22 protein-coding genes and 1 pseudogene are annotated in these 23,568 nt (G+C 72.2%); 7 read left to right on the top strand and 16 right to left on the bottom strand.

Annotation, left to right across the window (positions count from 1 at the left end; all coding sequences use genetic code 11):
• From VGD70_RS17570 to VGD70_RS17560, 3 genes are all read left to right on the top strand, one after another.
• Positions 1 to 436, top strand: a 436-nt coding sequence (locus VGD70_RS17570; protein WP_331082549.1) for a DUF3558 family protein, incomplete at its 5' end; no start/stop codon positions are given.
• The gene (locus VGD70_RS17565) at positions 433 to 1,614 is read left to right on the top strand and encodes a hypothetical protein (protein WP_331082548.1); all 1,182 of its coding nucleotides are present in this window, start codon (positions 433 to 435) and stop codon (positions 1,612 to 1,614) included. The genes VGD70_RS17570 and VGD70_RS17565, both read left to right, overlap by 4 nt.
• Before the next feature lie 3 nt (positions 1,615 to 1,617).
• The gene (locus VGD70_RS17560) at positions 1,618 to 2,358 is read left to right on the top strand and encodes an ESX secretion-associated protein EspG (protein ID WP_331082547.1); all 741 of its coding nucleotides are present in this window, start codon (positions 1,618 to 1,620) and stop codon (positions 2,356 to 2,358) included.
• Here the strand turns inward: VGD70_RS17560 and VGD70_RS17555 are convergent.
• The 8 genes from VGD70_RS17555 to VGD70_RS17520 all read right to left on the bottom strand — a co-directional run bounded on the left by VGD70_RS17555 (position 2,334) and on the right by VGD70_RS17520 (position 13,022).
• The gene (locus VGD70_RS17555; protein WP_331082546.1) at positions 2,334 to 3,134 is read right to left on the bottom strand and encodes a sugar phosphate isomerase/epimerase family protein; all 801 of its coding nucleotides are present in this window, start codon (positions 3,132 to 3,134) and stop codon (positions 2,334 to 2,336) included. The two genes, VGD70_RS17560 and VGD70_RS17555, sit on opposite strands and share 25 nt — an antisense overlap.
• A 122-nt stretch (positions 3,135 to 3,256) precedes the next feature.
• Positions 3,257 to 4,399, bottom strand: a complete 1,143-nt coding sequence (locus tag VGD70_RS17550; protein ID WP_331082545.1) for a DUF993 family protein — start codon at positions 4,397 to 4,399, stop codon at positions 3,257 to 3,259.
• A complete protein-coding gene (locus VGD70_RS17545; RefSeq protein ID WP_331082544.1) occupies positions 4,399 to 5,559 on the bottom strand; it encodes a Gfo/Idh/MocA family oxidoreductase in 1,161 nt (386 codons plus the stop codon). The genes VGD70_RS17550 and VGD70_RS17545 overlap by 1 nt, the downstream gene beginning before the upstream one ends.
• 18 nt (positions 5,560 to 5,577) lie before the next feature.
• Positions 5,578 to 6,363 (bottom strand): ABC transporter ATP-binding protein, encoded by a 786-nt coding sequence (locus VGD70_RS17540; protein WP_331082543.1) that lies wholly within the window; start codon positions 6,361 to 6,363, stop codon positions 5,578 to 5,580.
• Positions 6,363 to 7,388 carry an ABC transporter substrate-binding protein gene (locus VGD70_RS17535; RefSeq protein WP_331082542.1) on the bottom strand — a complete coding sequence of 342 codons (1,026 nt, stop codon included), beginning with the start codon at positions 7,386 to 7,388 and terminating at the stop codon, positions 6,363 to 6,365. The genes VGD70_RS17540 and VGD70_RS17535 overlap by 1 nt, the downstream gene beginning before the upstream one ends.
• Before the next feature lie 14 nt (positions 7,389 to 7,402).
• Entirely contained in the window at positions 7,403 to 8,281 is an 879-nt protein-coding gene (locus VGD70_RS17530; protein WP_331082541.1) for an ABC transporter permease, read from the bottom strand.
• A gap of 9 nt (positions 8,282 to 8,290) precedes the next feature.
• A complete protein-coding gene (locus tag VGD70_RS17525; RefSeq protein ID WP_331082540.1) occupies positions 8,291 to 12,151 on the bottom strand; it encodes a ThuA domain-containing protein in 3,861 nt (1,286 codons plus the stop codon).
• A gap of 151 nt (positions 12,152 to 12,302) precedes the next feature.
• On the bottom strand, positions 12,303 to 13,022 hold the full coding sequence (locus VGD70_RS17520; RefSeq protein ID WP_331082539.1) for a cupin domain-containing protein: 720 nt from the start codon (positions 13,020 to 13,022) through the stop codon (positions 12,303 to 12,305).
• A gap of 158 nt (positions 13,023 to 13,180) precedes the next feature.
• On the opposite strand from VGD70_RS17520, the gene VGD70_RS17515 reads away from it, so the two are divergent.
• Positions 13,181 to 14,200 carry a LacI family DNA-binding transcriptional regulator gene (locus tag VGD70_RS17515; RefSeq protein WP_331082538.1) on the top strand — a complete coding sequence of 340 codons (1,020 nt, stop codon included), beginning with the start codon at positions 13,181 to 13,183 and terminating at the stop codon, positions 14,198 to 14,200.
• 47 nt (positions 14,201 to 14,247) lie between these two features.
• Here the strand turns inward: VGD70_RS17515 and VGD70_RS17510 are convergent, their stop codons facing one another.
• The 3 genes from VGD70_RS17510 to VGD70_RS17500 are packed head-to-tail and all read right to left on the bottom strand — an operon-like array spanning position 14,248 to position 17,424.
• Positions 14,248 to 15,501 carry an aldehyde dehydrogenase family protein gene (locus VGD70_RS17510; protein ID WP_331082537.1) on the bottom strand — a complete coding sequence of 418 codons (1,254 nt, stop codon included), beginning with the start codon at positions 15,499 to 15,501 and terminating at the stop codon, positions 14,248 to 14,250.
• A gap of 15 nt (positions 15,502 to 15,516) precedes the next feature.
• Positions 15,517 to 16,215, bottom strand: coding sequence for a M50 family metallopeptidase (locus VGD70_RS17505; RefSeq protein ID WP_331082536.1), 699 nt, complete (start codon positions 16,213 to 16,215; stop codon positions 15,517 to 15,519).
• Positions 16,216 to 16,227: 12 nt separating this feature from the next.
• Complete coding sequence (locus tag VGD70_RS17500; RefSeq protein WP_331082535.1) at positions 16,228 to 17,424, bottom strand: FAD-dependent monooxygenase; 1,197 nt, start codon at positions 17,422 to 17,424, stop codon at positions 16,228 to 16,230.
• A gap of 50 nt (positions 17,425 to 17,474) precedes the next feature.
• On the opposite strand from VGD70_RS17500, the gene VGD70_RS17495 reads away from it, so the two are divergent.
• Both VGD70_RS17495 and VGD70_RS17490 read left to right on the top strand, forming a co-directional pair.
• Positions 17,475 to 18,044, top strand: coding sequence for a TetR/AcrR family transcriptional regulator (locus tag VGD70_RS17495; RefSeq protein WP_331082534.1), 570 nt, complete (start codon positions 17,475 to 17,477; stop codon positions 18,042 to 18,044).
• Between the two features lie 17 nt (positions 18,045 to 18,061).
• Positions 18,062 to 18,901 carry an enoyl-CoA hydratase-related protein gene (locus tag VGD70_RS17490; protein ID WP_331082533.1) on the top strand — a complete coding sequence of 280 codons (840 nt, stop codon included), beginning with the start codon at positions 18,062 to 18,064 and terminating at the stop codon, positions 18,899 to 18,901.
• Here VGD70_RS17490 and VGD70_RS17485 read toward each other — a convergent pair.
• From VGD70_RS17485 to VGD70_RS17470, 4 genes are all read right to left on the bottom strand, one after another.
• Positions 18,898 to 20,697: a long-chain fatty acid--CoA ligase gene (locus tag VGD70_RS17485; protein WP_331082532.1), complete on the bottom strand. Its 1,800-nt coding sequence runs from the start codon at positions 20,695 to 20,697 to the stop codon at positions 18,898 to 18,900. The genes VGD70_RS17490 and VGD70_RS17485 overlap by 4 nt on opposite strands.
• 94 nt (positions 20,698 to 20,791) lie before the next feature.
• Positions 20,792 to 21,295, bottom strand: a complete 504-nt coding sequence (locus tag VGD70_RS17480) for a flavin reductase family protein (RefSeq protein ID WP_331082531.1) — start codon at positions 21,293 to 21,295, stop codon at positions 20,792 to 20,794.
• Positions 21,292 to 22,146: a class I adenylate-forming enzyme family protein gene (locus VGD70_RS17475; RefSeq protein WP_331082530.1), complete on the bottom strand. Its 855-nt coding sequence runs from the start codon at positions 22,144 to 22,146 to the stop codon at positions 21,292 to 21,294. The genes VGD70_RS17480 and VGD70_RS17475 overlap by 4 nt, the downstream gene beginning before the upstream one ends.
• Positions 22,143 to 22,661, bottom strand: coding sequence for an aromatase/cyclase (locus tag VGD70_RS17470; RefSeq protein WP_331082529.1), 519 nt, complete (start codon positions 22,659 to 22,661; stop codon positions 22,143 to 22,145). Before VGD70_RS17470 ends, VGD70_RS17475 begins: the two co-directional genes overlap by 4 nt.
• A gap of 206 nt (positions 22,662 to 22,867) precedes the next feature.
• Here VGD70_RS17470 and VGD70_RS17465 point away from each other — a divergent pair, with 206 nt between their 5' ends.
• Positions 22,868 to 23,056: a hypothetical protein gene (locus VGD70_RS17465; protein WP_331082528.1), complete on the top strand. Its 189-nt coding sequence runs from the start codon at positions 22,868 to 22,870 to the stop codon at positions 23,054 to 23,056.
• Here VGD70_RS17465 and VGD70_RS17460 read toward each other — a convergent pair.
• Positions 23,049 to 23,568: pseudogene (locus VGD70_RS17460) on the bottom strand (2-oxoacid:ferredoxin oxidoreductase subunit beta); the annotation flags it as partial. The gene VGD70_RS17465 and the pseudogene VGD70_RS17460 overlap by 8 nt on opposite strands.

The following is a 23,568-nucleotide window of genomic DNA, read 5'->3' as shown; positions in this document are numbered from 1 at the left end:
CGCGCAGCTCCACGAGCTGGACTACGACGTCGGCTACGACCACCCACCGCTACCGGACCACAGCGACTTCCACGGTGGCCCGAGCTGCAGCTTCGGTTCCTCGCGGCCGCTGGACGGCCACCCGATCAGGAACATCGGTGCGCTGGTCGCCATCTCCACGACCGAAGGCGCCGACGCGTGGCTCACCGACCCGAACCGGGCCGGCGCCGAGCTGGCCAGCTCGGCCACGATCGAGGGCTTTCCCGCGCTGGTGCTGCCGCACCCGGTCCTGCGCGACGACTGCATGGTCGTCGTGGACACCGCGGACAAGCAGTACATCGAGGTCTCCGTCGGTCCGGACACCGGCAGGGACACCGTGCGCAAGCCGTACTGCGACGAGGCGAAACGCGTGTCGGCGATGGCGATCCGCACGCTCACCGGACGAGGAGAGAAATGATCGACGGACCCGACGTGCGCTGGGCAGGTCACTCCCACGACGAGATCCTCCGCATGGTCCACTCCGGACCCGGTGCCGCGTTGACCCAGCACATGGAGGACCGGCTCAAGCGTGCCGCCGACTCGTTCGACGCGGCCTCCGAGCTGGTTCGAACGGCGATCCGGGACATCGGTGAGGAGTGGCGGGGCAGCGCCGCGCGCGGGGCCGGCTCGGCGATGCGTGTGTTGCGGGACTTCGACGACCAGCTGCAGTTCCTCAGCACGCAGTGCGACATCACCGTGTTCGGGCAGTCGAGTGGGGCCGGGTTCGTCCGGACCAACGTGCCGCCCAAGGTCGACGTGGGGCCGGAGCCCGCGCCGGTCGGGGCGCCGATCGACATCCTGCACGCGGCCGAGGACTACCAGGCCGGCCAGCTCGCGGCCAAGGAGGCCGAGGCCCGGGCGCGCGAGGTGATGCAGGAGTACACCACGCTGACCATCGACCGGGTCAGCTCGATGCGGAAGCTTTCGCCGGCGCCCCAGGTGGTGCTGGAGGTCGACGCCGGGTCGTCGGCGCCGCCGCCGGGCGGGCCGTACCCACCGGATGGGCCGTACTCACCGGGCGGGCCGCGGCCACCGCGCCGGCCGGGACCGGGCGAGCCGCGTGCGGACACCGGTACGGAGTCCACAGTGGACAAACCGGCGCCGGGGCCGCGCTTACCGGGGTCCACAGTGGACGACCCGGTGCAGCGGACCAGCCCCGGCGCGGCGCCGGACCTGCCGATCTCCGCCGGCCCGGCCGGCGTGGCCCGCGGCGCGGAGGGAACCACCCGAACCCCGGTCGGTGGCTTCGTGGGGATGCCGGGTGTGGTGGACGGCGAGCGGCGAGGAGCCGAGCCGGGGGCGCGGGTCGGCGAGCGGCGCGGGGCCGGGCCGCGGGCCCGGGTCGGCGGGTCCAGCACCCGGGTCGTCGCCGCGGAGGCGCTCGAGCGGAGCCCAGGCCGCGGGACCGCCCCACCCGGGGTCGCGCCGGTCGGGGGCAGGCGGGCCGACGAGGACGACAAGGCGCACGAGGTCCGGTACGGCCTGCCCAGCTCGGAGCTCTTCGAGCCCGAGAGCCACGACGGGGTGCTCGTCGACCCCTACCGAACCGGAGGCCACGTGCCGCCGGCGACGATCGGCACCGAGGGCGACGAGTGACCGGTGCCCCGGCCCGCCCTTGACCTGTCCACTGTGGAGCTCGACGTCGTGTGGCGCGCCGAGCGCTTCGGCGAGCTGCCGCTGATCATCGACGTGCCCTCGCCCGGCCGGACCCACGCCGAACGCGCCGAGCTCGAGCGGCGCGTGTGGGCGGAGCTGGAACGGCGCGAGCTCGCCGACGACCACGGGCGGGCGAGCTGGCGGCTGGCCGACCTGCTCGCCGTCATCGCGCGGCGGCGGATGTCCTTGCAGCTGCGCGTCTTCGGCCAGGACGCGACCCGCGCGATCCTCGCCACCCGGGGGAGCACGGCCGTGCTCGCCGAGCTGACCGACCGGTTCCGGCTCGGCCGCGTCGCCGACACCGGCCTCGCCGCCACCCTGCTGTCCCGCCTCCCCGCGGTGCCGGCCGGCGAGGGCTACTCGGTGAACGTCGCCGCCACCGCGTTCACCGAGGCCGCGCAGAACCCCACCCGAGGCGTCGCCGTACTCCGCCGCCACGGCCTGACCAGCGACGACGCGAGAACCCTGCTGGCCATGACCACCGGCACGCTACGCACGGCCCAGCTCGCCGTCGAGTGGCGCGAGCTGGGCGGCCGCAGCGGGAGGTCGCCCATCGTGTCCACGCACGACACCCCGGCCGGCCGCTACCGCACCATCCGCACCGGCGACCACCTCACCATCACCCCCACCACCCCGGCCGCCCTCGCCGACGCGCTCGATCAGCTCGCCGCGCACGCCAGGTAGGCGGCGATCGTGTCCTCGAGGATCTCCGGCCCGGGGCGGGACCACAGCTCGGCGTTGAAGACCTCCACCTCGATCGGGCCCGCATAGCCCGCGGCGGCGACCGCCCGCAGGAACGGGGGGAAGTCCACGTGGCCCGTGCCCGGCAGGCCGCGGCCGACCAGCACGTCGGCCGGCAGCGGGACGCACCAGTCGGCCAGCTGGAAGCACGCGATCCGGTCCTCGGCACCCGCCTTCGCGATCAGCTCGAACACGCGCTCGTCCCACCACACGTGGTAGGTGTCCAGTGCTATGCCCACCGCCGCCGCGGGGAACGGGGCGGCCAGCGCCAGGGCACCGTCCAACGACGCCACCACGCTGCGGTCCGCGCAGAACATCGGGTGCATCGGCTCGACCGCCAGCCGCACCCCCGCGTCGAGCGCGTACGGGGTCAGCGCCTCGAGACCGGCCGCGACCCGGGCGCGGGCATCGGGCAGGGACCGGCCGAACAGGCCGCCGCACACCAGCACCACCACCGGCGCGCCGAGCTCGGCGGCCTCCTCGATGGCGCGCCGGTTGTCGTCGAGCCAGTCGTCGGCGCCGAAGAAGCCGCCGCGGCACAGCGTGCTCACCGTCAGGCCCGCGTCGCGGACCAGGGCGGCCGACCGGGCCAGCCCGAACGACGCGACCGGCTCGCGCCACAACCCGACCGACCGGACCCCGGCCGCCGCGCACCCGGCGATCACGTCCGGCAGCGGCCAGTGCTTGGCCGTCGCCTGGTTGAAGGAGAACCGGTCCACCCTCTGTGCCGATGGTTCGTTCGCAAGCTCACTCCGTGCCGATGGTTCGCTCGCAGGCTCCCGCTGTGCCGATGGTTCGTTCGCACGCTCACTCCGTGCCGATGGTTCGTTCGCAAGCTCACTCACTGCTCCACCCCGCACGTCGCGAAGAACGCCCGGGCCCGCGCCGTGGCCAGCGCCGCGTCGGGCAGCAGACCGGCCTCGTCGGCCAGGACGACCAGCTCTCCACAGTGGACAGCGGACCGGCCGGACTGCAGGCCGCCCACCATCGTGAAGTGGTCCTGGTGGCCGGCGAGCCAGGACAGGAACACGATGCCCGTCTTGTAGAACCGCGTCGGCGGCGCGAACAGGTGCCTCGCCAGCGGCACGGTCGAGTCGAGCAGCGCCCGGAACGACGCCACCGAGCCCGCGTCCAGCGCGGCCAGCGCCCGGGCCGCGACCGGGGCGATCGCGGCGAACACGCCGAGCAGCGCGTCCGAGTGGCCGGTGGCGTCGCCCTCGATCAGCGCCGGGTAGTTGTAGTCGTCGCCGGTGTACATCCGCACCCCGGCCGGCAGCCGGCGGCGCAGTGCCACCTCGACCGAGTCGTCCAAGAGGGACAGCTTGATCCCGTCGATCCTCGGTGCGTGCTCCTTGACCAGCGACAGCACCGTGTCCGCCGCTGCCGACGGGTCCACCGAGCCCCAGTACCCCGCCAGCGCCGGGTCGAACATCGGGCCGAGCCAGTGCAGCAGCGCCGGGGAGTCCACTTCGGACAGCAGGGCCGAGTACACCGACAGGTAGTCCTCCGGCCCGCGCGCGGCGGCCGCGAGGTGGCGGCTGCACATCAGCACCGGCACCGCCCCGGCCGACACCACGTCGGCGAGCTGCTCGCGGTACGCCTCGAGAACCTGCGCCAGCGTGGCCGGGCCGGAGAGCTGGTCGGTCGCCACCCCGGCCACGATCCGGCCGCCGACCGACCTGGCCTCCGAAGCGCTGCGGCGCACCAGCTCCCGCACCACGGGATAGTCCAGGCCCATCCCCCGCTGCGCGGTGTCCATCGCCTCGGCCACGCCCAGCCCGTGGCGCCACAGGTGGTGCCGGAACGCCAGCGTCGCGTCCCAGTCCAGCACCGCCGGGGCGCCCGGCACGTTCTCCGCCAACGGATCCGCCACCACGTGCGCCGCCGCGTACGCGGCCCGCGAGCGCGCCGGCTCGAAGACGGCCGGCGCGCGCCCGCCACGCAGCACGAGCCGCCGGCCGCCGGGGAGCACGACGGCCGACATCAGGCCAGCTCCGGGATCTCGATCCGCCGGCCCTCACCGGCCGCCCGCAGACCCAGCTCGGCCAGCTGCACCCCGCGCGCCGCCGCGGCGAAGTCCCACGGGAACGGCTCGTCCGAGGCCACGTGCCGCAGGAACGCCTCCCACTGCACCCGGAACCCGTTGTCGAACCGCTCGTTGTCCGGCACCTGCGCCCAGTCGCCGCGCTGGTCGACGTCCGGCGGCAGGTCCGGGTCCCACACCGGCTTCGGCGTCGCCGCCCGCGCCTGCGCCCGGCAGTGCCGCAGACCCGCCACGGCGCTCCCGTGTGTACCGTCCACTTGGAACTCGACGAGCTCGTCGCGGAACACCCGGACCGCCCAGGAGGAGTTGAACTGGGCGATCACCCCGTCGTCGAGCTCGAAGATCGCGTACGCCGCGTCGTCGGCCGTGGCCTGGTACTCCACGCCGTCCTCGTCCCAGCGGCGCGGGACGTGCGTCGCGGTGGTGCACTGGACCGCGCGCACCCGGCCGAACAGGTGCTCCAGCACGTAGTGCCAGTGCGGGAACATGTCCAGCACGACCCCGCCGCCGTCCTCGCGCCGGTAGTTCCACGACGGCCGCTGTGCCGCCTGCCAGTCGCCCTCGAACACCCAGTAGCCGAACTCGCAGCGCACCGACAGCACCCGGCCGAAGAACCCGCTGTCCACCAGCCGCTTGAGCTTGCGCAGCCCCGGCAGGAAGATCTTGTCGGCCACCACGCCGTTCTTCACCCCGGCCGCCGCCGCCGCGCGGGCGAGCGACAGCGCGCCCTCGACGTCCATGGCCAGCGGCTTCTCGGTGTAGATGTGCTTGCCCGCCTCGATCGCGGTCGAGATCGCCTTCTCCCGGCGCTGGGTGGTGAGCGCGTCGAAGTAGATCGACACGTCGTCGCGGTCGAGCGCGGCGTGCAGGTCGGTCGTCCAGTCGGCCAGCCCGTGCCGCGCGGCGATGTCCTCGAGCTTGCGCTCGTTGCGGCCGACCAGCACCGGTTCCGGCCACAGGACCGTGCCGTCGCGCAGCGGCAGGCCGCCGTCGGCCCGGATCGCCAGCAGCGATCTGACCAGGTGCTGCCGGTAGCCCATGCGCCCGGTCACGCCGTTGAGCACGATGCCGATCGGCCGCCGCCCGGTGCTGTTGGTCATGGTGACAACTCTCCTCATTCAGTGGCTCTCGTGCGAGCCGAGCAGCTGGCGGATCTCGCGGGTGAGCGTGCCGAACGTGGGGTCGGTCATCACCTGCGCGTAGTCCCGCTCCGCCGGCAGCCCGACCGGCAGCGTGCGCATCAGCCGGCCCGGGCGCGGGCTCATCACCTCCACCCGGGTGCCGAGGAACACGGCCTCGGCGATCGAGTGGGTGACCAGCAGGATCGTGGTGCCGGTCTCCCGCCAGATCCGGTTCAGCTCGGTGTTGAGCCCTTCCCGGGTGAGCGCGTCGAGCGCGCCGAACGGCTCGTCCATCAGCAGCACCGGCGGCGCGTGCAGCAGCGCCCGGCACAGCGCCACCCGCTGCTGCATGCCGCCGGACAGCTCGTGCGGCAACGCCTTCTCGAACCCGGTGAGCCCGGTGAGCTCGATCAGCTCGTCGGCCCGCGCCGACGCCTCGGCCCGGTTCATGCCGCGCATCTCGGCCTGCAGCAGGATGTTCTTGCGCACCCCGCGCCACTCCAGCAGCGCCGCCCGCTGGAACGCGAAGCCGATGTTCTGCTGCGGCTTGGTGACCGGCGCGCCGAGCAGGCTGACCGACCCCGAGGTCGGCTTCACGAGCCCGGCGATCACCTTGAGCAGCGTGGACTTCCCGCACCCGGACGGGCCGACGATGCTGATGAACTCGCCCGCCTCGACCCGCATGCCGACGTCGTCGAGTGCCGTGGTGGCCGACCGCTTGGACTGGAACCGCACGGTGAGGTTCTCGACCTCGACGGCGGTGCCGGTGAGGGTGCCGGTCATCAGGACCCCGACCCGCCGGCGTGGCTGCCGTCCCAGTACGTCGACGGCTCGCCGGCGTCGGCGAGGTCCGCGTACTGCTTCATCAGGTCGATGGTGCCGGTCCACTGCTCCGCGGTGTTCACGCCCGGCTGGCCCGCGGTGTCGAGCTGCAGCAGCGGTTGCGCGAGCGTGAGCTGCTTGACCAGCACGTCCTCCGGCGGCTCGTTCTCGGCCAGGCCGGCCATCGCCTTCGCCGCGGCCGGGATGTCCTTGGCCGCCTCGGCCCACGACTTCTGGGTGGCGCGGACGAACCGGGTCACCAGGTCCTTGTTGTCCGCCAGCGTCTTGTCGTTGACGACGATGCCGGTGCCGAGCATGTTCAGCCCGGAGTCGGCGTAGAGGAGGTAGTCGACCTTCTTGCCGGTGCGTGCCTCGATGGTCGGGCCCTGGTCGTGGAAGAAGCCCATGATCGCGTCGACCTGGCCCTCGGCGAGCTGCGCGATCTTGTTGGCCGCGTCCATGTTCACGACCTTGACGTCACCCTCGGCCATGCCGTTGGCCTTGAGCCAGGCGGGGAACGTCGCGTACATCGCGTCGCCGGGGGTGCCGCCGACGGTCTTGCCCTTGAGGTCCTGCGGCTTGGTGATGTTCTGGTCGGACAGGAACTCCAGCGACGCCGGGCCCTTCTGCAGGAACACGCCGACGCTCTTGACCGGCATGCCGCTGCTGACGCCCTTGAGTAACGGCGGGGTGTCCGCCCAGCCGAACGTCGTCTGGTTCTGCGCGACCTGCTTGACCACCGTGCCGGACCCGTTGCCGGGCTTGATGTCCAGGTCGATGCCCTCGTCGGCGTAGAAGCCCTGCTGCACGCCGTAGTAGAACGGGGCGTGCTCGCCGTAGGGCACCCAGTTCAGCGTCAGCGTGACCTTGTCGCCACCACCACCGCCCGCGGCACCGCCGCCCGAGTCGTTGCCGCTGCCCGGGGCACACGCGCCGAGGAGCAAGGTCGCGGCCGCCAGGCCGGTGCACAGACGTTTCGCGTTCATGGGTTGCCCTCTTCTCATGAGGTGGTCAGCGGGGTGGCCGAGCGGCGGCTGGCGTGCCACGGGATGAGCAGCGCCTCGGCCACCTCGACGATGACGAACAGCAGGATGCCGATGAGCGACATCAGGATCAGCGCGGCGAACAGCAGGGCGGAGTCGAGGTTTCCGTTGGCCAGCAACAGGACGTAGCCCAGCCCCTCGCCGGCGCCGACGAACTCGCCGACCACCGCACCGACCACGGCGAGCGTCACCGCCACCTTCTCGCCGGCCATCAGGTGCGGCAGCGCGTTGGGGAACCGGATCTTGCGGAACGTCTGCCAGCGGCTCGCGCCCATGGTCGAGGACAGCTCCAGCAGCTCCGGGTCGGTCGAGCGCAGGCCGGCGACGCCGGAGACGACCACCGGGAAGAACGCGATCAGCACCGCCAGGATGATCTTCGGCGCGAGCCCGTTGCCGAACCACACCACGAGCAGCGGCGCGATCGCGATCTTGGGGATCACCTGTGCGAACAGGACGATGGGGTACAGCGCCTTGTCCATCGTCCGCGAGTACGCGATGAGCACGGCCGTGCCCAGGCCCAGCACGCTGGCCAGCGCGAACCCGATGACCGTCTCGTAGAGCGTCACGTAGGAGTGGTGCATCAGCGACGACCACTCGCCGATGATCTTGTCCCACACCTGGCCCGGCGTGGGTACGAGGTAGTTGGCCACCCACGCCCGGTCGGCGGCCAGCCACCAGAAGAAGAACACCACGCCGAGCAGGATCGCCGGGCGCCACACCGCCTCGAGGAACCGCAGGAACCGGGTGCCGAGGTCGATCCGGCGCACCGGCCGGGCCGGCGCCGGCGCACCGCGCTCCGGACCGGTCGCCGGGTGCGTGTCTTTCGAGGTCACCATGCTTGACACCTATGTCGCCGCCTTCTCCACGATGATCGCGTTGACCCGCCAGAACTGCGCGATGTCGATGCTGAACGTGAGATCGGCCGTGCGACCCTCCGTTCCACCGTCCACTGTGAACTGGTTCCAGCCCCACCGGTTGCTCGCCACCGGGACGCCGCCGTCGACGACCCGCTGACCGTCCGCGGTCACCACCAGTGGCTGCGCCGCGAACTGCGCGTCCCCGCGCAACACCGACACCGTGTGCTCTCCGGGCGGGATCCGCAACCGCAGCGTGGCCGGCTGCCGCGAGGTCACCAGGTCGCCGCGCAGCGCGTCCGGCGAGCCGCGGTCGCGGGACTCGAGGCCGGCGTTCGCGACCCAGCCGAACCCGGTCGCCTCGGCGTACGCCGTCGTCGGGTCGAGCCGCTGGTAGCCGTCCAGCAGCGGGCTGTCCGCCGCGCCCGCGTCGAGCGAGAGCACCGTCCGCTTCGTCGAGGGCATCAGGTAGGTCCGCGCGGTCGGGTTGCCCGAGATCGTGACGCCGCCGCGGGCCGTGGCGTGCGCGGAGACGTCCGCCTCGAGGAGCGGACCGGTGGCCGCGCCTGGCTCCGGCGCGGTGAACGGCACCCGCACCTGGACGGTCTTTCCCTTGCCCACCTGGGCCTTCACCGTCCGGCTGGTCCAGCCGTCGGGCACGGTGAGCCCGATCGTCGCCGTGACCTTCTTGGTGGACCGGTTCGTGACCTCGACGGTGGCGTTGCCGCGGTCACCCGCCGACACCGGCGTCGGCATGGTCAGCTTCGTGACCGCGACCTGGGAGACGAACTCCAGCCAGTCGATGTTGAACAGGTCCGCGGTCGAGCCCGGGTTCCTGGCCACCAGGAACAACTCGTGGCTCACCCCCGGGTCGGTGACGTCCGCGGTGACCTCGGTCCAGGTCTGCCAGCCGCCGGTCACGGGCACCGCGACGCTGCCGAGCAGCGGTCCGTCCGGCGCGTCCTGGTGGATCTCGATCGTGCCGCCCGGGCCGGCGCTCGCCACCCGGAACCGGATGGCCGGCACGTCCTTGAGGTTGACCGGCTCGTAGCTCACCCAGTCGCCGTTCGAGACCTGGCCCACGAGTGCCGCGCCCGCGCCCTCGCTGTTCGGCAGGACCTTGACCCCCTGGGAGCGGGTGAAGTGGTCGGCCTCCTTGTGCCGCGGCTGCAGGATCGCCGAGTCGCCGCCCTTGAGCTGCGAGACGCCGTTGCCGCCCCGGTCGGTGTACTTCGAGTCGACGATGTAGAAGATGTTGTCGTTCGGGGTGTGGCCGTCGTCGATGATCGTCGAGATCTCGCCGGTGCAGCCCGGGTAGGTCTCCAGCGGGTGGCCGTGCTGGGCGTGGCCGAGCGCGGGCTGGGTGACCACCTGCTGGCAGTCGATCGTGCCGGCCGCGGTGGACCCGTCCTCGGGGTCGGTCACCGAGAGGTCGAACGGCACGGGCACGCCCCAGTCGAAGATCTGCCCGTCGAGCGGCGCGGTGAGCGTGAGCTTCGGCGCCGTGTTGCCCACGGTGATCGGCAGGTTCTCCACCGTGGAGCGGCCGGTCGGGTCGGTGACGGTCAGCCGGGCGAGGTAGTCGCCGTTCGCGGTGTAGGTGTGGCTCGCGTTCGGCTCGGTGGAGTCGGTCGTGCCGTCCCCGTCGAAGTCCCAGGCGAACGCGATCACCTGGCCCTGGTCCGGGTCGGCCGAGCCGGCGCTGGAGAACGCGACGGTCATCGGCGCCTGCCCGGAGGTCGGCGTGGCGGTGGCCTCGGCGAGCGGCGAGCGCTCCCCCGGCCGGACGTAGTTGATCTTGTAGACGCCCGAGTCGAAGTTGGGGTCGCCGCGGCCGGAGCCGCCGTAGTTGCTGCCCCACTCGATCACGTACAGCGATCCGTCCTGGCCGAACTCGAGGTCGATCGGCCGCAGGAACTGCGCGCTCGGCATGAACCTGTTGATGGAGCTCGCGTTGCCGTTCTCGTCGACCTTCACCTCGAACAGCGCGTTGCGGGTCCACTCGGCGATGAACACGGTGTTGTCGTAGTACTTCGGCAGCTTGGTCTCCGACTGGAGGTTCTCGTCGAAGTGGTAGGTCGGGCCGCCGATCGCGAGCCGGCCGCCGGTGCCGAGCTCCGGCCACTCCGCGGAGTTGCCGTACGGGTAGGGCAGCCACGCGGGCTGCGCGGGCGGCAGCTTCGACAGGCCGGTGTTGTTCGGCGAGTCGTTGGTGGGGCCGCCCGCGCAGTCGAACGCCGCGCCCGACGTCCCGTTGGCGAAGTCGTAGTCCACATAGGCCTTGTTGGCGCCGATGCAGTAGGGCCAGCCGAAGTTGCCGGCGGTCTTGGCGAGGTTGAACTCGTCGTAGCCCATCGGGCCGCGGTTCGGGTTGTCCGCCTGCGCGTCCGGGCCGACCTCGCCCCAGTAGAGCCAGTCGGTGGCCGGGTCGATGTGGATCCGGTACGGGTTGCGCAGGCCCATCACGTAGATCTCCGGGCGGGTCTTCGCGGTGCCCGGCGCGAAGAGGTTGCCCTCGGGGATCGTGTAGGTGCCGTCGGTCTCCGGGTGGACGCGCAGGATCTTGCCGCGCAGGTCGTTGGTGTTGGCCGAGGAGCGTTGCGCGTCGTCGTTCTGCATGCCCGGCCGCTCGTCGATCGGGTCGAACCCGCTGCAGCACGGCGCGGAGTTGTCCCCGGTGGCGACGTAGAGGTTGCCGTGGCTGTCGAAGGCCATGCCGCCGCCCTCGTGCGCGTTGACCTGACGCTGCGACTCGAACTCGACGAGCACCTTCTCGGTGGCGAGGTCGATGCGGTTGGTGGCCTCGTCGAAGGTGACCCGGGATATCCGGTTCACCGGTGTGGTCTTGGGTGAGTAGTAGAGGTAGATGAAGTGGTTGGTGTCGAACGCCGGGTCGAGCGTCATGCCGTGCATGCCGTGGGTGTGCTCGACCAGCACGTCGAACTTGGCGACCTGGCGGCTGTAGCGGACCTCGGGGTCGTAGACCTTCACCGCGCCGCCACGCTGGATGAAGAACACCCGGCCGCGGCTGTCGATGTCCATGTCCAGCGGGTCGTCGGTGTTGCCGTCGAGCTGGATCTTCTCCCAGCGGTTGTCCTGGGTCGGGCCGCAGTCGCCGGGTGCCGCGCCGGCCGCCCACTCGATGCCGCCGAGCAGGTGGCTGCGGAACAGCGGGTCGCCGTAGGCCGCGGCGTCGTGGCCGAGGCCGGTGTACCAGGAACGGCCGCCGTCGAAGTCGTGGCACCAGGAGATCGGGTGGTCGCCGCCCATCGTGTGGCCGGTGTAGCTGCGGGTGTCGAAGCTGGCGAGGACGTGCACGTCGCCGCGCGGGTTGGCGACGAAGTCGTAGGGCTCCTCGCTGCGCTCCCAGACCTGCGGAAGGTTCCTGGTCGAGGGGTGCACGCGGTCGTCGACCTGGATGCGCACCGGCTGGATCGCGGGGTGGACCTTGAAGAAGGCACCCATCAGCTCGCCGTACCAGGGCCAGTTGTACTCGGTGCCGCTGGCGGAGTGGATGCCGGTGTAGCCGCCGCCGGCGCGGATGTAGCGCTCGAACGCGGCCCGCTGGCCGGCGTCGAGGATCGCGCCGTCGCGGCCGTTGGTGTTGTTGAAGACCACCGCGTCGAAGCCGGCGAGGCCCTCGTCGGTGAACAACGCCGGGTCGTCGGAGACGGTGACGTCGAAGTCGTTCTGCTGCCCCAGCTCGGTGATCGCTTGCTGGCCGGCGGGGATCGAGTCGTGGTAGAAGCCGTTGACCTTGGAGAAGACCAGCACGGAGAACCGTGCCTGGGCGGATGCGAACGGGGTGGTGACGAAGGTCCCCAGTACCAGGGCCACCACGAACGCGATCACATAAGACCTTTTGCGCACAACGTCCTCCTGCCGCGGGCCACTCTGCCAGGCAAGCGCTTTCCTAGCGACTCTAGGCGGACGGACGGGGTCGAGGCAAGGGCTTTCCTGTTACTCGCCCTTTACCCCGCGCGACGACCGGCGCAGCGGCGGGTCAGGGTCCCGGCACGTAGGTGTCGAGCAGCCCGCACATGCCGAGCCGGCCTCGCTCGGACGGCTCGGGCAACGCCGCCACCCGGGCCGAGGCCAGGTGCGTCGCGTCGCCGCGGGCCAGGGCGTCGAGGTGGACGCCGGTGGTCTGCGCGGCGCGGAAGGCGCCGTCCTCCCAGCGGTTGCGCCAGTGGTCGAGCAGGGGCCGCTTGAGCGCGGCGGCGGCGGCGTGGAACTCGGCGAGGGCGCGGGGGCCGTTCCGCTCGACGGCCGCGCGCAGGGTCTGGAAGCCCTCGATGGCGAGGTCGCGGCGGCGGTAGGCGGTGGTGACGTCGGTGCCGGGCGCGCCGCCGTTGGGGAGGGTGGCCTCGACCGCGTACCGGTCGGGGTCGTCGATGATCTCGCGCGGGAAGGTGAGCACGGCGTCGCCCGCCTCGGGGAGGCCGGAGTTGCTCATGACGACGACGATGTCGAGGTCGCCGTGGTTGATCAGCCGGTGCACGGTGCCGGGGGTGAACCACAGGACGGTGCCGGGCTTGAGCGCGTGCTCGGCGAAGCCTTGTCCGGACAGGGTCTGCACCGCGCCGGTGCCCTTGACGACGACGTAGGCCTCGCTGCAGCAGAGGTGGAGGTGCGGGGTGCCGCCGGGGAGGCCGTCGGGAGTGACCGTGTCGTAGACGCAGAGTCGCGAGAGCCCGACCCCGCCTGGTAGTGGATCACGCATCGGTACCCCTCGGCGTGGCGACCTTGTTCTGGGCGGCGATCGCGGTGGACACTGGCCGCCAGCAGGCGGGCATGACGCCTCCAGGCGCGGGGAAAGGGCTTTCCCTTGTAGCCTGACGCTAGGCCGGTGGGAGCCGGGCGTCAACGGGTGGAGGTGACATGGCGACGCTTGCCGATGTCGCTCGCCGCGCGGGGGTGTCGGCGGCGACGGTGTCCCGGATCGTGAACGGCAGCCCCAAGATCGTGTCCGACGAGCTGCGCGAGCGGGTGCTGCGGGCGGTGCAGGAACTGCAGTACGTGCCGAACGCGCACGCGCAGCTGCTGGCCCGCTCGCACCGGACCACGGTCGGCGTGATCGTGCACGACGTGTCGGACCCGTACTTCGCGGAGATCACCCGGGGCTTGCAGCGGGTCGCGTCGGAACAGGGCCGGCTGGTGATCATCTGCAACTCGTATCGAGACCCGGACCGCGAGCTGGAGTACGTCGAGCTGCTCCGCGCCCACCAGGTGGAAGCGATCATCCTGGCCGGCTCGGGCTACCACGACCCCGCGTTCACGAAGTCCCTGAACGCGAAGCTGTCCGCGTACATGGCGACGGGCGGCCGGGTGAGCGTGGTGGGCCGCCACAAGCTGGCGGGCGATGCCGTGATGCCGGCGAACGAGCAGGGCGGCTACCTGATCGGCGAGGCGGTGTTCGCGCTGGGCCATCGCCATGTTGGCGTGGTGGCGGCGCCGAAGCAGCTGACCACGACGACCGACCGCCTGGCGGGCCTGCGCCGGGCGGCCAGGGATCATCGGCGGACGCTGCCGTCCCGCCGAATCGAGTACGCGTCCTTCGATCGGGACGGCGGCGCCGAGGCCACGGTGGCCCTGCTGGACGCGGACCCGCGCCTGACGGCGATAGTGGCCCTGAACGACACGATGGCGATCGGCGCCCTGTCCGTGTTGCGCGCCCGGGGCCTGTCGGTGCCCGGAGACGTGTCGGTGGTCGGCTTCGACGACATGCCGATCGCCCAGGACGTGACCCCGGCGCTGACGACGGTGCGCCTGCCTTTGGTGGAGATCGGCGCGAGAGCGATCACCCTCGCGCTGGAGGCCCCGCACCCGAACCCGAGGGTGGAAGAGGTAGCGGCAACCCTGGTGCACAGGGAGTCCCTGGCCCCACCACGAGGAGACTGACTCCGATCATGCGTCGTGACGTCCGACGTCACGAAGCGAAGCCGAGGTCAGCCGGGCAGCACGGCGTACTGGCGCAGACAAAGGTCCGGATAGGTGACCGGCCCCCGAGGCCCGGGAACCTTGTCGATGTTGATGCCGGTCTCCGGGACGCCCAACATCTTGAACCCGTCCAGCAACCGGGTGGGCGCGTTCCAGAACACCCCGGTCCCGGCATAAGCCGCCATGAACTCGTCAGCCGTGGTAGCAGACGACGTGACGATGCAGGCGGCGAGACCGGACGTCTCCTCGTTGGACACCCGAGCGGCCTCGCCGGCGGACGCGACCGGAAGCACGGTCACGGTGGCCTCCTGCTCAGGGTCGAGAGCCCACTCGTACCCCACGGCATGGTCATGCGGCGGCAGGGACGCGGCGATGTCGAGCGAGGACAGGGCTTCCTGAATCACCGGCAGCGCGGTGGCGTAGATGTCCTCATGCACGAGCAGCAGGTTGAGCCGGTTACACACCCCGAGCCGGTCGAGGCTCTGCTTGATCAGCTCGATACCGAGCGAGAGATCGGCCGCCACGTCGAGATAGAGCACGCCACCCCCATCGGCGTGGGCCAGCGTGCGGACCCCGTGCTGGGCGGCCAGCTGAGCGAGGGACCGCGTCGAGTCCCCGCTCCCCCGCAGGATCACCAGCGGCACCAGGTCGGGCAGCGCCACCAGCGCGCCGGCCGCGGCCCGGTCGGCGCTCGGCACGAGCTGGATGGCGGCGGGATCGAGGTCCACATCGGACAGGGCGGGGGCGATGACCGATCGCACGAGCGTGGTGGCCGAGCCCAGGGCGGCGGACCCGGTGCGCAGGACGCCGGCGTTGCGGGACTTGACCAGCTGGGACGCGACGTCGACGGTGACGTTGGGCCGCGCCTCGTAGTTGGCGCCGATGACACCGACCGGCCGGCGGCGCTCGACCAGGCGCAGGCCCCCCGCAAGCTCGCCCAGGGGGATCGACCGCTCGGGATGCGGGGCCGCGGCCAGCAGCCGCAGGGCCTCGGCCATCGTGGTGAGGCGGTCCTCGGACAGGCGCAGCCGGTCGAGCAGGCCGCGGCTCATGCCGGCCGACTCGGCCGCCTCGAGGTCGGCGGCGTTGGCGGCCAGGACCTCGTCGCGGGCGCCGGACAGCCGGGTGGCCATGGCGGCCAGGGCACCGTCGATGACCTGGTCAGCCGCGGCCGCGAGGGCCGGCGCGGCGCCGCGCGCGGCGGTGGCACAGGCGGCGACCGCCGCGGTGACAGTGGTTGGTTCGACGTCGAGCACCGACATGGGTACCAGTCTGCCTCACGCGAGCAGCCACCCCACGGCGAGCACCAGGCAGCCCAGGTTGATCATCAGGAACGCGGCCACCCAGAAGCCCCCGGGCGTGCCGGTGAGGCGGGCGAGCTGGTCGGCGTCGGAGTCCCGCGCCCGGCCGCGGCGGCGCTTGGTCTGCAGCTCGCCGACCGAGCGGAGGCCGCCGAGCAGGAGGAACCAGGTGATGAGGTGCGCGAACGGCGCCTGCACCTCGACCGGCGCCCACCTCGACACGGCGATCAGCACCGCGCCGGTGGCCAGCACGGAGAAGATCCCGAACACGTTGCGCACCTGGATGAGGACGCCGAACAGGAGAATCCCGCAGGCCACCAGCAGCCCGGTCACCCGGCCGGCCCCCAGGAGCGCGGCGAACCCGAGGCCGAGCAGCGAGGGCGCGATGTAGCCGGCGAGGCCGGTGCAGACCATGCCCGGCCCGTACGGCTTGCCGCGGGTGAGCGTGAGACCGGACGTGTCGGAGTGCAGCCGGATACCGGCCAGCCGCCGCCCGGCGAGCACGGCGACGAGCGCGTGCCCGGCCTCGTGCACGATCGTGATGACGTTGCGCGCCGGCCGCCACAGCCACGACAGCCCGACGACGACGAGCGCGACCCCGGCGGTGACGAGAACCATCGTCCTCGGCTGGTCGCGCATGCCGCCGAGCAGCCCGGCGTAGAGCTGGTCCCACATCGGCCCAGCTGATCACACCACGGGTCTGATCGCTGTTACGCCCCCCTCGAGTGCCGACTCCGGGCGCCACGAGAACGGCCGGGTCAGGGACTTCAGGAAGATCGACCGGGGCAGCGTCCGCAGGACCGCGTTCCGCACCACCCGGACCGGCGCCGACCGCACGTGCGACACCGTGCCGGTCTGCAGCGAGCGCTTCCACAAGGCCTGCGTGCGGGGCCGGCGGACCTCGTCGTACCGGCGCAGGGCCGTCGGCAGGTCCGGCGCCGCCTCCACCAGCACCGCCAGCGTCGCCGCGTCCTCCAGGGCCTGGCAGCCGCCCTGGCCGAGGTTGGGGGTCATCGCGTGGGCCGCGTCGCCCACCAGGGCCACCGGGCCCGACACGTAGGTCGGCAGCAGGGGCAGGTAGTAGACGTCGTTGCGCAGCACCTCCTCCGGCCGGGCCGCCGCGAGCACCGCCGGGACCGGGTCGCACCAGTCGCTGAACCTGCGCCGCAGCTCTGCCAGCTCGCCGTCGGGGCTGCGGCCGCCGGGGGGCACGGTGGCCGTCGCGTAGCAGTACACGCGGTCGCCGGGCATCGGGAACATGCCGAACACGCCGCCGGGACCCCACGTCTCCGCCCAGGCCTTCGCCCCCGCGTCGGCCAGCGCGGCCGGGCGGGGCAGCACGATCCGCCACACCGTGTGCCGCGAGTAGCGGGGCGGCGCCGCGTCGGGCCACAGCGCGCCGCGCACGACGCTGCGCACCCCGTCCGCCCCCACCACGAGATCGGCTTCGATCGAACCGCCGTCATGGGTGACCACGGCCCGCGAGCCGGCGCGCCGGACCCCGCGCACCCGCACGCCGGCCAGCCGGCTCTCCACCGGCACCTGGTCGAGCAGCACGCTCAGCAGCTCCGACCGGTGCGCGACCACCGCCCCCGCCGTGTATCGCGTGGCCTGCGCGGTGTCGTCCATCCGCACGATCCACCGGCCCCGCCAGTCGCGCAGTCCCCCGGCCACGCCGATCCGGCCCTCGCCCAGCCGGCCGGTGACCCCGACCGCCTCGAGCGCGCGGAACGCGTTGGGCCACAACGAGATGCCGGCCCCCACCTCGGTGAACGCGTCGGCCTGCTCGAGCACCGTCACCGACCAGCCGCGCCGCACCAGGCCGGCCGCCGTGCCGAGCCCGCCGATTCCCCCACCGACGACCACCGCGGTTTTCTCTGTCATCTCCGCCTCCTCTACAGCTGTAGTGAACTCTACACCCGTAGAGTGAGGCCGTGGCAACCGACCGACGCACGCTCATCGCGGATGCGACCATCGTCACGATCGCCCGCGAGGGCATGCGTGGCCTCACCCATCGCGCGGTCGACCGGGCGGCCGGGCTGCCCGAGGGGTCGACGTCGTACTACTTCCGCACCCGGGAGTCGCTGCTGTTCGCCGCGCTCGCGCGGATGGCCGAGCTGGACACCGCGGACGTCGGCGACCTGCCCAACCTGGGCGGGCGCGCCGACCTCGACGAGCTGACGGACCTGGTCACCGCGCTGATCCAGCGGTGGCTCACGGCCGGCCGGGAACGCACGCTGGCGCGCTACGAGCTGACCCTGGAGTCGACCCGGCGCCCGGAGCTGCGCGCGAAGATGGTCGAGTTCGGCTCGGGGTTCCGGGTGATGGCCGAGGTGATGCTGGCCGCGGCCGGGTCGAGCGAGCCGCGCCGCCGCGGGCACGCGCTCGTCGCCTATCTGGACGGACTCGTCTTCCACCAGCTGGCCGGGGTCGGCGCGGGCGGGTTCGGCGAGGCGGACCTGCGCGCGGCGTGCCGCGACATGCTGGAGACGGCCCTGCACTGACGGCTAGCGTCTGCCGGGTGGATCCCTATGCGCACATCGACTACGCGGTCGCCGACCGGATCGCGACGATCACGTTGAACCGGCCGGAGGCACGCAACGGCTACACCGTCCGGATGGCCGACGAGCTGGCCGACGCGTTCGGCCGGGCCGACGCCGACGACACCGTGCGGGTGGCCGTGCTGACCGGCGCCGGCAAGGACTTCTGCGTCGGCGCGGACCTGTCGGCAGGCGGCCTGGACGTCGAGGCGACCACGTCGGAGTCGTGGGACGAGCCGGCCGGGCGCTGCTCGATGCGGATCTTCGCGATGAACAAGCCGGTCATCGCGGCGCTGCGGGGCGCGGCCGTGGGCGCCGGCTCGACGATCATCCTGCCGGCGGACTACCGGCTGGCCTCGACGGACTCGCGGTTCGGGTTCGTGTTCTCCCGGCGCGGGCTGTACCCGGAGGGCGCGTCGACGTGGTTCCTGCCGCGGCTCGTCGGGCTCGGCCGGGCGATGGACTGGATGGTGAGCGGCCGCGTGTTCGACGCGCGGGAGGCGCTGGCCGCGGGGATGGTGCACGCGCTGCACGACCCGGACGAGGTGCTGGACCGCGCCTACGAGCTGGCCCGCGAGCTGATCGTGAAGACGGCGCCGGTGTCGGTGGCGGTGATCCGGCAGATGCTGTACCGGATGAGCGCGCTGGACTCGCCGTTCCCGGTGCAGCGCCTGGACTCCCGGCTGATCGCGGGCTGCGCGACGAGCCCGGACGCGCTCGAGGGCGTCCTGTCGTTCCTGCAGCACCGCGACCCGCGGTGGTCGGGCACGGCGGGCAAGGACCTCCCCGCCTACCTCCCGTGGCGCGCCGCTGACGACTAGGGCTCGAGGACGTCGTCGTTCGGCGACTTGTCGAACAGGGTCTCGATCTCGGTGGCGTACTTCTCCGCGATCGGCTTGCGGCGCAGCTTCATCGTCGGGGTCAGCTCGTCGCCGCCGGGCTCCCATGTGGACGGTAGGAGGCGGACCCGCTTCAGCTGCTCCACGCGGGCGAGCTTCTGGTTGCCCGCCTTCACCCCGGCCAGCACGGCCGCGCGGAGCTCCGGGTGCGCGATGAGCTCGGCCGGCGAGGCGGACGTGATGCCGTGCTTGGCGGCGAAGGCCGCGGCCGCCTCCGGGTCCAGGACCGCGAGCGCGGCGACGTAGGGCCGGTCGTCGCCGATCGCGACGACCTGGCCGATCAGCGACGTGGCCGCCTTGATCGCGTTCTCGATGTTGGACGGCGACATGTTCTTGCCGGCCGCGCTGATGATCAGCTCCTTCTTGCGGTCGACGATCCGCACGTAGCCGTCGGCGTCGACCTCGGCGATGTCGCCGGTGCGCAGCCAGCCGTCCGCGTCGACGGCCTCCGCGGTCTTCTCGGGGTCGTTGCGGTAGCCGCGCATCAGGGCTGTCCCGCGGGTGAGCAGCTCGCCGTCCTCGGCCAGCTTGATCTCCATGCCCTGCACCACGCGCCCGACGGAGCCGAGCTTGGTGTGCCCCGGCGCGTTCGCGGTGGTGGCGCCGCCGGTCTCGGACATGCCCCACACCTCGTAGACCCGGATCCCCAGGCCCCAGAAGAACTCCAGGATGTCCGGCGAGATCGCGGAGGCGCCGGAGGCCGGCCCGCGGCACAGGTCCAGGCCCAGCTTGTGGCGCAGCTTCGACAGCACGAGCTTGTCCGCCAGCCGGTGCTCCACCGCCAGGGTGAAGGGCAGTGCGCGGCCGGACAGCTCCGCCCGCGCACCCCGGATGCCGGTCCTGATGGCCCACTCGGCGATCCGCCGCTTGGCCCCGGTCTCCGCGGCGAGCCCCAGGTCGATGGCGGCCCTGAGCTTCTGCCAGACGCGCGGGACCGCGAAGAACGAGTGCGGCCGGGTGTCCGGCAGCGCCTCGGCGAGCTTGGTCAGGTCCGCCACGCACGTCACCTGGATGCCGAACAGGATCGCGAAGCACTGCCCGGTCACCCGGTCGGCGATGTGCGCGGCCGGCAGGTAGGACAGCACCCGGTCGCCCGGCTCCACGTCGAACAGCACCCGCACCGCGTCGGTCTGCGCGATCAGGTTGGCGTGGGTGAGCTCCACGCCCTTCGGCGGGCCGGTGGTGCCGGAGGTGTAGATGATCGTCGCGAGGTCGCTCGCCTCGACCGCGCGCCAGGCGGCGTCGAAGTCGAAGGACGGGTCGCCGCGGGACTCCAGGTCCGCCAGCGACATCGCGCCCTCGGCGGCACCGTCGACGCACACGATGTGCTCGACCGAGCCGGAGATCTCCCTGATGCGCGGCAGGAACCGCTCGTCGCAGAACACGACCTTGTTGCCCGCGTTGCCGAACAGGTACTCGATCTGCTCCGGCGCGGACGTGTTGTAGATCGAGAACGGCGCCGCGCCCAGGTGCAGCGCGGCCGCGTCGGCCAGGTGGAACTCCGGCCGGTTGGTCAGCATCAGGCCGACCGTGTCGCCGCGGCCGACGCCGAGCGCGGCCAGTCCCGCGGCGATCGAGCGGACCCGCTGGTCCCACTCCCGCCAGGTGATGCGCACCCCGTCGCCGGGTGTCCGCAGCACGACGGCGTCCGGGGTCCGCGCGACGAAGTCCTGGAACGACGCGCACAGCGTTGCGTGCGTCGTGGGGTCATGGCTCATGTGCACGCTCCGCGTCGGTTCCGACAGGGCGGACGCTACCTCGGTTGTTGGCACAGGGTCAACGAACGAGGTCCGATGGTTGCGGAGCGTCAGGTCAGGCGACCTGGCCGGGGCGGGCGAGCCTGCGGAAGCCGTTCTCGAGGTAGACGAGCGGCTCGTGCGGCCCGGTGCGCGCCCGCATCACCTCGCCGAGCAGCAGCACGTGGTCGCCCGCGGGAACCGCGTGCACGGGCTTGCACTCCAGCCGCAGGGCCACGTCCGCGAGCAGCGGCACGTCCTCGAACCCGCACTCGACCGCGATGCCCTCGAAGTCGTCGGCGGCGCCGTCGGTGAAGCGCTCGGCGAGGTCCTCCTGGCCGGCCCGCAGCACGTGCACGGCGAAGCAGTCGGCCGAGGTGAACGCCGGGCGGCACTGGGCGTCGCGGTCGAGGCAGACCGACACCATCGGCGGCCGGTCGGAGACCTGGCTGACCGAGTGCACGGTGAGGCCCCACCACCAGCCGTCGCGGTCGGCCGTGGTCACCACGGCCATCCCGGTCGGCCAGTGGGTCATGGCGTCCCGGACGGAGCAGGGGTAGACGGTGGCCGGGGTGATCATGACGCAATCGCCTCCCTCGTGAGGGTCGTATGTCCTGTTCGGACGGTCGCGGCGTCGTCGCCGAGCACGCACAGGTGGCTCGCGCCGGTCGCCTCGGCCTCGCGGACCGCGGCGGCCGGGTCGGGGTTGCCGTACAGGACCTGGGTGGCGCCGCTGATGATGCCGGCGGCGAGGTGGGTCGGGTGGTAGGACGGCGTCGCGTTGAGGATCACCGAGCCCTCGCCCAGCCCGTCGGCGGCCGCGACCGCCGCGGCGCGGGCCTTCAGCTCGTGGTGGGTGAGGCCGGCGGAGCGGCCGGCGCCGAGCACGACGGTGGCGACCTCGTTCTCGTCGCGGTCCCTCGGCTCGACCAGCAGGCCGCCCTGGGTGGCGAGCTCGGCGCAGGTCAGCTGGCCGGCCTCGGCGGGCGCGTCGAGCAGCAGCACCTGCTCGAGCGCGGCGTGGCCGGCGAGCACCGGGCGGACCCGCTCGTACATCGCGCGGGTGAGCACGGCGGCACGCGCGCCGGTGGTGTCGAGCAGCGCGGCGAAGGTCTCGGCAGGCATCCGCGGGCTCACCGGCGCGGTCACGTTTCCGCTGCGCAGCACGGCGTAGAACGCGGTCGGGAAGTCCAGGCCGAGCGCGGCGGAGACGACGACCGGCAGGCCGTCGCCGCCGATGAGCTGGCGGATGCCGAAGGCGAGCCGGGAGATGTCCCGGTCCAGCTCGGCGAAGGTGACGGTCCGGGTCCTGGTCCGCAACGCGGCGCGGTGCGGGTGGGCGGTGGCCGCCAGCAGGGGCAGCACGTCGGCCGAGCCGACGGGCAGGTCCGCGTGCGGCGGGCGAGGAAGCCTGCGTAATGGGGTGATCATTTCGACGACACACCTTCCACGTTGTCGTCCACGTGCACGGTGTCCGGCAGGGAGTGCCAGACCTCGTCCAGTTCCGCCGCCCTGCGGACCGCCGCCAGCATGGCGGTACTCGTGGTCGTGATGGTCTTCTCGAGCCGCGCGGCCTCGACGGGGTCGTCGTCGACGACGCGGTAGTAGTGGTCGAGCGCGACGAGCGAGTCCTCGCCCTTGGGCAGCACCAGCCACAGGCCGCCGAGCGAGGCGAGCGGGCCTTGCGCGCGTTCCTGCCGGAACCGCACCTGCAGCCGCTTGGGGCTGACCTCGCGCGAGGACACCCAGCTCCGCAGCCGGTCGCCGTTCCTGGCCCAGAAGCGGACCCGTTCGCCGCTGCCGTCGAACCCGAGGTGCTCGACGGAGAGCACCGGGTCGAAGATCCTCGGCCACCGGTCGACGTTCGCGATGAGCTGGTACACCCGCTTCGGCGGAGCGGCCACCCTGATGGTGTGCCGCACGGTCCGGATCCTCAGCTCCGCCATGTTGTCGCCCCCTTCGGTCGGTGAGCGCCTATCTGTGAGTTTCCTCACCGTGGCTGGAGGCAGGGTCGAATAACGATGGACAGGGAGTCCACACGGGACACGAGGGCGGGTTCGTCCCCGGCTCGACCAGGGCTCGAGCGACCGCTCGCATCCTGGAAGTTCCCCGCCACCGCGCGCGTCGCGTGCCGAGCGGAAGGAGTGCAGCCATGTCGCCGCAGGGATTTCACGCGGTGCCGCGCCGGTACGCACCGTCGATACTCACGGTCGACGGGCACCTGCCCGGCAGGCGGACGCCACGGTTCCTGACGTTGGTGATCCGCGCCTACCGGGAGTGGGAGCAGGGCCGCACCGAGGAGCCGGTGCGCTACCCGGTCGACTACCCGCCCGCTACCTGACCGTCCAGGTGTCGTTGCCGTTGAGCAGTGCCTGGAGGTTGGGGGTTTTGGCTTGGGTGGCGGTGGTGGTCTGTTGGCGTGTTTGGTCGTCGTAGGTGGGTCGGTGGACGTTGCGGTACACACCGGTCACCACGTGCGCGAGGTCCTGGGTCGACAACCGGGACAGCGCGAACGCGTAGGACGGGTCCTGGACGGTGGCGTCGTGGACGACGATCTGGGCCGCGTCCACGTCGGCGGTTTTCGCGATGTCCAGGCCGTAGTCGGTGCGGATGACGGCGTGGTCACCGTCGGTACCGAAGGTGATCGGTTTCCCGTGCTCGACCGGGATCAGCCGCTGCTCCTTCTGTCCCGGCTCCTTGAGCACGTCGAACGCGCCGTCGTTGAAGATCGGACAGTTCTGGTAGATCTCCACCAACGCGCTACCCCGATGCCGGGCGGCGGCGGACAGGATGCTGGTCAGCTGCGCCCGGTCGTTGTCCAGGGTGCGGGCCACGAAGGTGGCTTCCGCGCCG

This window comes from Actinophytocola sp. (genome assembly GCF_036402745.1).
Taxonomy (GTDB): Bacteria; Actinomycetota; Actinomycetes; order Mycobacteriales; family Pseudonocardiaceae; genus Actinophytocola.
This window is presented reverse-complemented; position numbering and strand designations above follow the sequence as displayed.